Origin of the sequence: Ureaplasma canigenitalium ATCC 51252, from assembly GCF_000712165.1 — a bacterium.
GTDB classification, from domain to species: domain Bacteria; phylum Bacillota_I; class Bacilli_A; order Mycoplasmatales; family Mycoplasmoidaceae; genus Ureaplasma; species Ureaplasma canigenitalium.
On the sequence record NZ_JONZ01000005.1, the window covers coordinates 90,303 to 103,097 of the forward strand.

Below are 12,795 nucleotides of genomic sequence, written 5' to 3' on the forward strand. Positions count from 1 at the left end.
CTAATCTTCTTTTTTAATAAAACCTTGCTTGTTAATAATATTCGCAGATTCTTCGCTTTTTTTTAATCAATCTATGAAATTTTCTATTTCGTTAACTTCCTTTTGATTTTTAGAATAAAGAAGTATAAACGGACGATATCAATGATAAGTTTTAGCAATGTTAATTTTAATGTCATCGTCATTATGGAAAGGTAGTTCACCAATTCCGGTTTCATCGTTAAAAATTTTTGCAACTTGATAACCTTTATCCTTTATTTCCTTATAGTTATTAATTAAAAAACCGGTGGAAATATAGGTAATAGCACCGTCTAAATTATCATTCACCATATTTTGAAATGCCTGGATATTGCTCTCTTCTGTCGTTCTTACATACATTCCGTATGTACCATCATGAATCGTATTATATATATCTTTATTTGTTTTCTTTAAGTTAATTAAGGGATTGGTAACAAGGAACGCCTCAGTTGTTCCAGATGCAAGAGCACCACCACTTCTAATATATGGTTTTAATTTAAGATGGGGGAGTTGTTGGTCAAATTGATCATAATAAAATTCTTCATTGCCTTGAAAAGCACGATAAAGTTTTTCGATGTTATTTTTATTAAGAACTAAATCACCATGAAAATCTTTAATCTTATATAAAATAGCAATCCCATCATAAGCTAGTGTAACAATTTTTGTATTGTTTTTCTGTCAAGTTTGATAAAGGTTGTGTTGCTTTTCAATGGTCTTTTTTTCTTCATCAATATTTACATTTCGACTAGCAAGTCCAATGTGAACTTGATTGTTAATTGCAGAGATAATGCCAGTCAGTGAACCACCAGCATCAGCAATAATGTCAGCATTCGGATAAAACTTGCCAAGTTCCTTCATTAGTGGTTGAAGAGAGGAAGAACCACTTAAATAAATTAGTTTTTTTGTACTTTTCGGAACTGAAACAGCAGCAATAATCCCTATTGCTGAAATGACAAAAAATGATGTACCAAGGATTTTATATCTTAACTTCATTGTTAATTCTTTGGTATACAACCTTAGCTTCTTTTACCTGAAGATGATCTAAATTATTAGTCATAAAAATAGCATCATAGTTAAGATTTTTAGGATCAAAATTCATCTGCTCAATAATCTCATCGATGTGTTCAACAAGAACCGGTTTAAGTAGAATAGAAGCGGTTTCTATGACTTTGACCAAGTTATTCAATAAGCAATCCAAATCATCTTTTTGATTATTTTTAAACAAATCCCAAGGTTTTAAATCTTCTATGTATTTGTTAGCGGAATTCAAGATATTTTGGACACAAAGAAGTGCTTTATCTACGTGATATTCTTCGATTCAGTTTTTCATATCAGTTGCGTTTTGGTGAATAATCTCAAGCATCTTCTTATGAATCGGAATACTCGATTCCTTATACGGAGGAACTATCCCATTTGTATACTTTTTTAACATCCCGATAGTTCTTGTAACCATATTACCAAAATTGTTTGCAAGATGAGTGTTAAAAGTTTCGATTAAATTATCAATGCTAAACACACTATCACGATACATTGAAAGGTCACTAAGAAGATAATACCGGAAAGCATCAACACCAAATTTATTAATAATACTTAAGGGGTCAATGACATTACCAAGTGATTTTGACATCTTACCTTCTTTTGTGATAATCCACCCGTGAGAAAGGATTTTAGTTGGTAGTCTTACACCAAGGTCATGAAGGAAAATCGGCCAATAAATACAGTGAAAACGCATAATTTCTTTGCTCATTAAATGAACAATTTCTGCATCTTTGTCATTTCAAAATTTTTGATAAAGATGATCATTTTCGGTCATATAATCGATACTTGTAAGATAATTCATTAAAGCATCTAACCAAACATAAATAATATGCTTTTTATTTTCTTTAATTTGAATCCCTCAATCAAAACTTGTTCTTGAAATACTAAGGTCTTCAAGATTATTGATAAAGTTATTAATTAATTCATTAACTCTTTCCTTCGGTTGAATAAAATCTTTATTCGTTAATAAGTATTCTTTTAATCAAGCGGCTTTCTTCCGCATATGATAAAAGTAACTTTCTTCCTCTTTTGCAACAAGCGGATGACCGAAAGTACATACTTTAGTACCATCGGGCTTTGTAACCACATCTTTCAAACTATAATTTTCTTCACACGAAATACAATAAAGACCTTTTCAAAAATCTAGATAAATTTGATTATCGTTTAGCAATTTTGTAAAAATCTTTTGAACAATTTCAATGTGTTTCGTGTCTGTTGTTCTTACAAAATAAGAATAATCAATTTTCATCACTTTTCAAAGATGAAGAAATTGCTCTTTAATTTGGTCAACATAAGCCTTTGGACTTAGGTGATTTTCCTTCGCTTTTTCAGCAATCTTCTGACCGTGTTCGTCCATTCCTGTAACAAAAAAAGTTTCGTAGCCAAAAAGCTCTTTATATCTTTTAAAAACATCGGCGAGTAAGGTCGTATAAGCATGACCAATATGTGGTTTACCTGATGAATAGTAAATCGGTGTTGTTATATAAAAAGTTTTTGCCATTACTTATCCTTTTGTTCGATTCGTCTCATTAAATTAAATCAAAGTTTTTGTTCATTTTGATTGTTTTGTAATTGATAGTATTTCTTATCTTTTAATCCTACTGGTAAGTAACGCTGATTAACATAATTATTTTTAAAATCATGTGGATAAAAATAACCTTCAACACCTAGTTTCTTAGCACTCTTATAGTGACTATCCCTAATATGCATTGGAATTTCATAACTTTTCCCATAAGTTAAGTCATTCTTAATTTCATTCATCGCAAGATAAATACTATTTGATTTATCAGACAATGCTATTTGAGCAACAATATTGCAAAGCACAACTTGGTTTTCGGGAAAACCAAGATATTTTGCTGTTTCAATCGCACTATGAACACGACTTAACATTCCGGGATTAGCAAGACCTATGTCTTCTGACACACAGACAAGAATCCTTCGGTAAATTGCATCAAAATCACCAATTGAAATTAAACGCATTAGGTAATAAAGACTAGCATCGACATCACTACCTCGCATTGACTTATGAAACGCTGACTTAAGATTGTGAATTTCATCACCATCATAACTTCCAAGAGTGTAATTTTGTTGCATAATGCTATTCAATAGTTTGAGATCTACTCTTGTATCGGTATAAAGTAAATTAATTATTTCGAGTGTAGCGATGATTTGTCTTAAATCACCATTTGTTTTATCAGTCAACATTCGCAATGCTTGCGGTTCGATAAATTCATTAAAATCAAACATCTTTTTCAACTTTTGGCAAATAATTTCACCAGGAGTGCTTGTAACATTAAGGATTTGACAACGTGATCTTAGTGCTGGATTTATGACAAAATAAGGATTTTCCGTAGTTGTCACAAACACCTTTATTTCATTCATTTCAAGAACAGGGAGCAGGATGTCTTGCTTATCACGGTTTAAACGATGAATTTCATCGATTATTAAAATGAAATTATCATAAGATTTACTTTCTGTGATTAGCTCTATTAGTTTCTGTTTTGAATCAATAACCGGATTGAAAAAACCATAGTGATACCCAAGTTCATTAGCAAGCACACGAGCAAGTGAAGACTTACCAACACCAGGTTGACCATAAAAAATAAGATTAAAAACAATTTTCTGGTTAATCATTCGTTTGATTAACCCTTTTTCATCAAGCAAGTGTTCTTGACCAAAAATATCATCAATTTTTGTAGGTTTCTTAAGAACATTTATTAAATCAGTAAGAGTTTTAATTTGTTCCATATCTACTTATTTTTTTCCAACATTAATTTATATAATTCATTAGCTTTGATATTGTATTTTTCCCCTACTATTTTACAAGCTTCTTTTAATTTAATACCTTGTTTTTTTTGTTCTTCAAGCTCACTTAACACTTGCAAACCAGCATCATCATCTTCATCGTTTTGAAAGATTTGGTTATGATCAACAACAATAACAAATTCACCGAGCTCGGTCATTACTGGAATGTCAGATATTCGACCAAGATAATGACTCTCATTTAATTTAGTTAACTCACGACCAACAAATACAAAAACATCACCAAAAACACTCATTATGTCATCAAGAGTTTTCTTAATTCGATGAACAGCCTCGTAAATAATAAAAGTTGTTTTTATATCTTTAAATTCATTTAAACGGTTTAGTCTTTGTTTTTGAGTTTTACCAAGGAATCCAAGAAACATAAAAGATGTTGAGCAAAAACCAGAGGCAACAAGACCGTGGATTGCAGCACACGGACCATTAATTACAGTAACTCCGACGGCTTGACGGTGACATTCTTTGATTAATTGATATCCTGGATCTGATATTGTTGGATAACCAGCATCGGATACAAGAACGGTATTATATTTTTTAATATATTCTAATGCTTGATTAATCTTTTCGTTTTCATTAAAGTCGTGAAAACTAATAAGTTTTTTGTAATCAATAATTCCAAGCAGGTTTAATAGTTTTTTAGTGTTTCTTGTGTCTTCACAAAGAATAACATAAGCATCATTAAGAGCTTCCTTGACACGCGGAGAAACTTCATTTAAGTTTCCAATCGGTGTCGCTATTACCTTCAAATTAAAATCGGTTTTATTGATGTTCATATTTTTCTAGAATTTTAATAATTTCTTCTTTGTTAATGTTTAAAAAATTAATATGTTTAAATAGTTGTTTGTGATTATAGTAAGGAATTTCAAGCATATCACAGAGATAAAGTCGCTTATTTTTAGTGTTGAGATTAAAATCAACATAATCATTTCAGCTAATTCCAGAGCGGTTTAAATTAATTTCATCATTATTTAAGACAAAGCTTTTGAATTTATTATAGAGTTTATCTAATTCAATTTCAGCAATGCCTTTTTTTACTACATTCTCATTTATGTCACTAATCTTAAAAAAGATATGTTTGACTGGTTTGTTAAGAAATGACTGAATCCTTGTTCTAATCTGTTTGCCAGTAAAATCTGGGTCAAGACATAATATAATACCGTTTGCTGCTTCAGCTTTTTTAATCTCGTTTAAGGTGTTATTATTTATCACATTACCATTGGTAATAATAAAATTCCCATCAATAAAACTTGATAGTTTTGCTACATCAGTTTTACCTTCAACGATAATTGTTTCTTTAATTTTTATTTTTGATATCACAGCTTTTAAGTTTGTTCATTAAAGTAGTCTTACTATATTTTTCATAAACTTGTGACATTGTCCCGATTTCTTTTTCGTAAATCTTAATGCATTCTGCGATTACAGGAGCAATTGAAACGATATGAAGTCAAGGATAAGTTTCTTTTCTTTCAATCGTATCTGTAACATAAACTTTGTCAATCACCCCAGAATTAATTGCATTACTAAAGTTTTCAATCGCATTCTTATTAAACAAACCGTGAGTGGCTAATATAGAAACTGTTTTAGCTCCTTTTTCTTTAACAATTTTAGCAGCACCTAGAATTGTCCCTCCAGTGTCAATCATATCATCCACAAGGATGCAATTTTGTCCCTCTACATCCCCAAGGATATTATTAATTTCAACTTCGTTTTTTCCACTACGACGTTTATCAACAATCGCTAGATTAGACTTAAGAACAAGACTTATTTCACGTGCTCTTTTGACACATCCATAATCAGGACTTACAATGGTAAGGTCATTTGGATAATGATTAAGATCAATATAATTATCCATTAGCATCCAAGCTCCTTCAAGGCTATCAAAGGAGATGTCGAAAAAACCTTGTGTCTGTAAACTGTGGATGTCTCAAGTTAAGACTGCATTCGCACCAGCTGCTTCGAGCATTTTAGCGACTAGTCTTGATGAAATTGGTTCACGTGGTTTAGCCTTTCGATCCTGTCTAGCATACCCATAGTATGGAATAACAACAGCAATTGACTTCGCAGAAGCTCTTTTAATCGCATCAATCGCGATTAGTAGTTCCATTAAATTATCATTCACCGGTTTAGCTGTTGACTGGATGATAACAACCTTTTTGCCTCTCACTGGAACAAGCGGAGTAACTATGATTTCACCATCAGCAAATTTTTCAATCTTAATTTCAGAAAGCGGAGACCCAAGTTCAATAGCTACCTTATTAGCTAATTCTTTAGAGGCTGATAAACCAAAAACTACAATACTTTTTTCATTACAACAGTTCATAAATTACCTATTAATATATGCTAAGTCAAAAACATCACCAATTTGATAACGGTCATCTAATTCAACAATTCCATCATCATTAAATTGATCAATATTTAATTCTTTTTTACTACAGCACATCCCATTTGATTCAATATTCATTAATTTGCCAGGAAGGATGCTCTCCCCATTAGGCATCACAGTATTTGGAAGAGCAATAACGACTGTCAAACCCTGACGAGCATTCTTCGCTCCACAGACGATTTGAAGCATTTTTCCATTGCCTATATCAACAAGATTCTTCGACAAGTGAGTCCCTGCAATTTTTTCATTTTCTTTAATATAACCAACCGTTAAGTAACCATAATCATTTTTATTAAATTTAATATTTAAATTAGTAACTTGATTAATCTGACTAATTAATTCCTCATCAATAAAATAATAACCCGGTTGCAAATCCGGAATATATTTTGTAGGGTAAAATAAGTTAAAAGCGATGACATTATCACCATAAGTTATTGTCACTAAATCTTCTGTAACTTGACTAATCTCGCCTTTTTTCGATGTTCCTTGATTAAAAATCAATACATCTTTTTCATCGTTTTTTAAATAATATAAATACATTTTTAAACCTAAACTATATTAATAATAATATATTAATAATATATTGATAATTTATAAGTCTACTAATTTTAAGGTAAAGGGTGAAAAAAAGCAAAAAAGCAAACCACTTTTAAGATAGATTAAAACAACTACTTAAACTTTGTTAAAATTTAACGAAAAAGGAGAGAATGATGAAAACAGCGATTTTAATTGATACCGGTGCTAACGTCCTTGATATTAAGGATGAAAATGTTTTTTACATTCCAATCGGTCTTACCATCAAAGAACACGGATGTAACGAAGTTTTCAAGGATGACGTTGATGCGGTAAGTCAGGAAGATTTAAAAAATTTAATGCTAAGAAAAGCATCAATTAAGACAAGTCTACCGCAACCTGGAAGAGTAATTGAAAAGGTTAATGAACTTTTTACTAAATATGATCGTGTAATCATTCTTACCCTTTCTAGTGGTATTTCTGGCTACTTTAAGAGTCTTGACCTTGTTAAGAATGAATTTAAAAATAAAAACTTGCTATGTCTTGATAGTAGATCAGTTAGTGTTGGTATTCTTTGAATCGTTGAGACAATTAATGAAGCACTGAGAAACAATGAAAATATAAGTAATGACGAAATCAAAATGATAGTTGAAAAAAATGCAAACCTGATTAAAGGTGGTTTAATTGTTAGCGATTTAAACCAACTCGTTTCAGGTGGTCGAATTTCAAAAATTAAGGCTGCTTTCGCTAAACTATTTGGCTTCAAATTATTTATTAAGTGAGATGGTGACCTTGAATTTATTAGTAAAGCACCAAGCATTAGAACTTCGTTAAAAAATTTACTTGATAAGACAAATGAATTAAATCAATTCCGTACTAAAGGGATTAAAAAAATAGTTCTTCTAACTGATTACGAAAATAAAGAACAAATCGAAAGTCTTAAAGAACTTGTAATCGAACTTCTTGATATAGATCATCCTCCTTTTAATTATAGTTATCTCCCTGGGTGTATTTATGCTCATGTGGGTGTTAATAATTTTGCTATTTTAATTGAATCAAATGAATAATATGAATAATAAAAAATATGATGTAACAATCATCGGCGGTGGTCCTGGTGGAATGTACGGAGCAGCAATGGGTGGTTTTTATAACCTAAAAACCTTGTTAATCGAACATACAAATATACTCGGTGGTCAAGTTACTAATTACTATAAAGATAAAAATATTCACGATATACCTGGTTATAGTGAAATTAAGGGTATCGATTACATTAACAACCTTCTTGCTCAAATTCAATTTTACGATAATCTTGTCGACATTAAATATGAGACAAAAATAACTTCATATACCTATAACGAAGAAACTGAGTACTTTACTTTATTCGACGAAGATGAAAAAGTTGTTTGTGAAACAAGAAATATAATTCTAGCCTACGGCAAGGGACTTTATACTCCGATTAAACTTCCCTTAAAAAACATCGACGAAGACTTAATTGCTTACAAAATTAATCCGTCATTTGATTACGAAAACAAGAGTATTTTTGTGCTTGGTGCTGGGGATTCTGCACTTGATGCTGTCAAATATTTAAAAGAAAAATATCACAACATCAAGGTTTCGCTAGTTGCTAGAAAACAAATTGCTGGTACATCAGTAAGTATAGAAACCTTAAGGAAATGAAATGTTAACCTTTATATTGGTTATGATGTTAAGGATGTCAACAATCATAAAATTACCATTTTAAACACGTTAGATAATGAACTTCATTCATTTAGTGTTGATCATGTTTTTGTTAATTATGGGTTTATGATTGACAAAGAAAATAATCCATATAGAAACTGAGCGATTGATTTTTCTAATGATTGTAAAATTATCGTCAATGGTGAATATGAAACAAAAACCAATGGAATTTATGCCATTGGTGATTGTATTTATGATGACAAACCTTTCTACTGCATCATAGCTAGTCAACATCAAGCAATTAAGGCTGTCCACAGCATTAGAAAAAAGATTAAAGATGGTGCTGATAAATATTATTAATCAATTTAAACCGCTTCCAAATTGGTTTAAATTAAAAGAGATTAAAATTAGATAAGAAAAAAAAATAAGGCTCAATACCTTATTTTTTTTCGTCATTCACGATGGAAATAGAACCTTATCCTTTTTCTTTAAAGTTTCATATAAGCATCGTGTAGCGATGTTGAATCTTGTAAAAATTCCTTTTGCTCTTTAATTAAAGTAAGACGATAAGCAATACTTGCGATGATTGCTGTAATAACGACCAAAGGAAATAGATAAGTTAAAATAACAGAAGACTTGTAGAGATTAAATTGCTTTTCTTTTTCGAATACCTTTAAGTATTTCTTGTGAAAACCAATAGTCACAATGAGCAATGAAAGATAGCAAGACAAAGCAACAAAACTATTAATTCCAATAAAAGAAGCAGACACATGGTACTGTAGGGTTAATAACCGAATTTGTTCTTCGAATCTAGCACTAATTTCCCCTGTTCGTTTCTGGTTAAGTAAATTCATCAAACTAGTCTGATAAATGAAAAAGGGAACAAGTGCACTTATAATCAATAGTCAACTAAAAAGGAAAATCCAATTAAATTTAAAGATGAAGGTAAATCTTTTATTAACAAACGACATTACTGTTCCTCCCCGTCTTTTGGTGGAGTTGTTGGTAAACCAGCTCTTGGTGGTTTACTATAATCATAAGCAAACTGCAGGTGAAAGTTAGCATTGCTAGCTAAACCACCAAGACTTGAAATACTTCAACTGGTATCAGTGTCCATAATGGTTAAAATCGGAACTTCTTCCCGAATGATTTTTTCCATAGCAACAATTATGTCAAAGATTTCAGTCTCATCACTCCATCCACCTCGACCACCAGAGAAGAAACGTTTAATTCTTTCAATGTGGTCAGCCTGAGCTTCATCTTTTTCATAGTAAAGGTCTGTATTCACAACATCAGTATCTTGACCGTCGTGTTTAATATACTCACTAGTGTATATCTTAGTTGGGTTAATTTGGCCACTTGGTCCTTGTTGACCATTAAACACACTTAATATTTCATATTCGTCATTAGGTAGATGACCAAGAGCATCAAAACTGAAAATAGTATTACCATCTTTTCGGTTTAAAATTAAATCTGCAACATCACCATATTCTTCTTTAACAAGGTCAGAATCAACATTAATTAATTCACTTTTTAAAGGTAGAATAAATTCTTGATCTTGAATTTTACCGTGAAGTTTCACATAAAGATTCTCATCATTAATTTTTTTAGCAAGTGTGTTTGGTAAATAAATTCTTCTTTTACCAGCATTTGCTTTTTCATTAGTGTTTAATTTGTTAAATGCTTCAATTTCAGCATCACCTAAACTAAAATTGAAGAGAGGAACTGCTTGGTTTACTTCCTTTAATTTCTTACCCTCTTTTTGAATATTAAGATGATCAGGGTTATAAAGACGACTTGTTTTGATTTTACCTGTATATGCTAATTCCTTAATAATCGCATATTGTTCTTCACTAATCTGTAAACGGTAGAGAAGAAGATCGTGTTCTTCTTTGGTATCGTTTTTATGTAATTCAAAGAAAGTTTTAAAGGTTCAAGAACCGGTAGGGTTTAGTTCGTATCCTTGTGATTTATTTTTTTGTAAATCAATTCCATCGGTAATTAATAAAGGCAACATTGAAGCATCGACATCGCTTCCAGAATACTTATCAAAGTTCGCATAAGTCATATCAAACTTACCACTTGCTATAAACGAAGCATAAGTATTAGGTGGAAGTGATTTTAGGTTAACCTTCACATACCCATTTAAATTATTTTCCATAATATCCTTGAAGGTAATAGCTGCATTCGCGGCTTCAGGTGGGCTTGATGGATAAACAAATTCAATCGTAACTTCTTTTTGTTCTGGGTGTTTTTGTTTATAACGTTCAAGGTAGAATAGAGCAACTGAAGGGTCGTAAGCTTTATCTGTTCGTTCGATGTTTTCAAAGTTTAAACTTTTTGAGTTGTGTTCAGCAAAAGTGTTGTTTTGAAGCGGAAAGAATTTGTAATTAGGAGCATCCTTCGGTTTTTTAACATGAAGTTGTTTCGTAAGTTCAGCTTGACGGTCAACATCTTTGTAATCAATCTTTTCTACCTTTTTATTATTAGGATTGTTTAAATCGTATTCAGAAGCATAAGAAGCTGGGTCGAATCGATATTCAATGTTTCTTCCATAACTATCTTTTAAGGTACCAAAAGCGGTTCAAGAAGTTACAACAAAACTTGAAGTCCATCCTGTTAATCGAAGGACAGATTCACGATTCAGAGCATATGAAATTGCTCGTCGAAGGTCACTATCAAGAATTGGGATGTGTTTTTTATCCTTATTTTTTAAATATTCATCATAACTTTCATAACGACTTTGTTCATCAAGGTTAAACTGAAATCCAACTGTACCATAACCTTGTAGTTTTTTTAACATTTTTCGGTATTTTTCACGAGCTCAGAATTGTAGTTGATAACTTGATGGAACATTAGTGGCTGAAATAATCCCTTCTTTAAATCAAAGTGATTTAACTTCATCTTTTCCATTAAAGAAAATCTTAATCCGGTTTGAAATTGTCCAATTACTTGAATAATAGTTTTTGTTTTTAACAAGGTTAATGTAACCTTCGGAACCAAGAATACTGCTTTCGATTAGGAAGGGTCCATTCGTAAGGAAATTTTTTTCAGTACTACCGAAGTTATGAATCCCTCCGTTTGTTTCAATAAACTTACGGTTAACAGGTAGGAATTCTTGCTTATTAATAAAAGCAGTAAGTGCATCAAAAGGACGACTCTTTGGACTAAAAGGTTCAAATTCAACCAGTAGGTCATAACGACTTTTTGGTAGACCATAGTGCTTTAATAATTGGTTACCCTTGATTAAATTAGCTACCGTGTCTTCACGGAAAACTTGTTTCTTAAAGAAGTATGGGTTTGGAATTAATTTAAAATCCTTAATTTTGTTAGTGTATTTATCAAGTGCTTTAATGGTCTTAAGATCTTTCAAATCAAGATTTGCATTTTCTGGTAAACGAAGAGCTTCAAGTAACTCATCGTTATTCATATTAATAAACATTTGACCAGTTCAAAGACCAAGTGAAAGAGCTGCTTTTTTAATTTCATTAACTTCTTTAGTATCAAGCGGATTTCCTTCTTTGTCAAACTCTTGATTACTAAAAGGTTTTCAGTTTTCGTAGTCTTCAACATATTGATTTAGGTGCTCGTCAAAACGATATCCAACACGACCAAACGGATTCTTGTATGGTTTACCAAATTTTTGAATATATTTCTCTTGAGCAGTAGTAAATGCTCTTGAACCACGAATATTCATATTTAATAAAGGGGTTCTAAGTTGTGAACCGGTATTTAGGTCAAGGATGTACTGTACAGCATCAATGAAATCCTGCGCTTCAACTTCCTTACCATCACTTCATTTTGAAGCACCTTGATTAAGAGCGAAACGAACAGCAAAAACCTTTCCGGTCTTACTTGTGAAAGCAAGAAAAGGTGGTCGATCATCATTGATGTATTGAGCTAAAGCACCAGCTTGGAAACCAAAATCAGCAAGGGGGTAGAAGTTACCAGCAAGTTTGTCACTACCACCAAAATTATTAAAAATGTCATTTTGATCCATCGCATCAAAAGTATTCGCATTACTATTTCGGAATCACTTAAAGTCAAGTTTTGCAAGACCAAGAAGGTTTCCAATCTTTCCATTAGGACTTGGTGCTTCTTTTAATAATCCTTCAACAAGAGCTGGAGCTACCCTTCTAAGGTTGACATACTTTATATAATTAAGAGAATTAATCGCATCAACAGCAAGACCAAAATCGTAGGCATCTTGTACCTTTAATGAAGTTTTAGATTCAGTTGAACCTGTAGAAGTACAACTCACCGCGGCAACAGCTACTATTGATGCTGTTGTCAAGGCTAGTAGACTAAGACTAACAAGTTTCTTTCTGTTCATTGTTTTTTTCATT

11 protein-coding genes are annotated in these 12,795 nt (G+C 31.6%); 2 read left to right on the top strand and 9 right to left on the bottom strand.

Features of this window, described 5'->3' with window-relative positions:
• The 7 genes from T416_RS0101620 to ytpR are packed head-to-tail and all read right to left on the bottom strand — an operon-like array spanning position 1 to position 6,799.
• Positions 1 to 1,008 carry a PstS family phosphate ABC transporter substrate-binding protein gene (locus T416_RS0101620; RefSeq protein ID WP_051675903.1) on the bottom strand — a complete coding sequence of 336 codons (1,008 nt, stop codon included), beginning with the start codon at positions 1,006 to 1,008 and terminating at the stop codon, positions 1 to 3.
• Positions 992 to 2,554 (bottom strand): methionine--tRNA ligase, encoded by a 1,563-nt coding sequence (gene metG / locus T416_RS0101625; protein ID WP_031489091.1) that lies wholly within the window; start codon positions 2,552 to 2,554, stop codon positions 992 to 994. Before metG ends, T416_RS0101620 begins: the two co-directional genes overlap by 17 nt.
• A complete protein-coding gene (locus T416_RS0101630; RefSeq protein ID WP_031489092.1) occupies positions 2,554 to 3,801 on the bottom strand; it encodes an AAA family ATPase in 1,248 nt (415 codons plus the stop codon). Before T416_RS0101630 ends, metG begins: the two co-directional genes overlap by 1 nt.
• Positions 3,802 to 3,803: 2 nt before the next feature.
• Entirely contained in the window at positions 3,804 to 4,649 is an 846-nt protein-coding gene (gene rsmI / locus T416_RS0101635) for a 16S rRNA (cytidine(1402)-2'-O)-methyltransferase (protein WP_031489093.1), read from the bottom strand.
• Positions 4,636 to 5,193, bottom strand: a complete 558-nt coding sequence (rnmV, locus tag T416_RS0101640; protein WP_156953967.1) for a ribonuclease M5 — start codon at positions 5,191 to 5,193, stop codon at positions 4,636 to 4,638. The genes rsmI and rnmV overlap by 14 nt, the downstream gene beginning before the upstream one ends.
• Entirely contained in the window at positions 5,171 to 6,196 is a 1,026-nt protein-coding gene (locus tag T416_RS0101645) for a ribose-phosphate diphosphokinase (protein ID WP_031489095.1), read from the bottom strand. Before T416_RS0101645 ends, rnmV begins: the two co-directional genes overlap by 23 nt.
• A 3-nt stretch (positions 6,197 to 6,199) precedes the next feature.
• On the bottom strand, positions 6,200 to 6,799 hold the full coding sequence (ytpR, locus tag T416_RS0101650) for a YtpR family tRNA-binding protein (protein ID WP_031489096.1): 600 nt from the start codon (positions 6,797 to 6,799) through the stop codon (positions 6,200 to 6,202).
• A gap of 170 nt (positions 6,800 to 6,969) precedes the next feature.
• On the opposite strand from ytpR, the gene T416_RS0101655 reads away from it, so the two are divergent.
• A complete protein-coding gene (locus tag T416_RS0101655) occupies positions 6,970 to 7,839 on the top strand; it encodes a DegV family protein (protein WP_031489097.1) in 870 nt (289 codons plus the stop codon).
• Between the two features lies 1 nt (position 7,840).
• Positions 7,841 to 8,809 (top strand): NAD(P)/FAD-dependent oxidoreductase, encoded by a 969-nt coding sequence (locus T416_RS0101660; protein WP_169737235.1) that lies wholly within the window; start codon positions 7,841 to 7,843, stop codon positions 8,807 to 8,809.
• A 128-nt stretch (positions 8,810 to 8,937) separates the two neighbouring features.
• On the opposite strand, the gene T416_RS0101665 is transcribed toward T416_RS0101660, so the two are convergent.
• Positions 8,938 to 9,420: a hypothetical protein gene (locus T416_RS0101665; RefSeq protein WP_031489099.1), complete on the bottom strand. Its 483-nt coding sequence runs from the start codon at positions 9,418 to 9,420 to the stop codon at positions 8,938 to 8,940.
• Positions 9,420 to 12,794, bottom strand: a complete 3,375-nt coding sequence (locus T416_RS0101670; RefSeq protein WP_031489100.1) for an ABC transporter substrate-binding protein — start codon at positions 12,792 to 12,794, stop codon at positions 9,420 to 9,422. The genes T416_RS0101665 and T416_RS0101670 overlap by 1 nt, the downstream gene beginning before the upstream one ends.
• Position 12,795 lies beyond the last annotated feature (1 nt).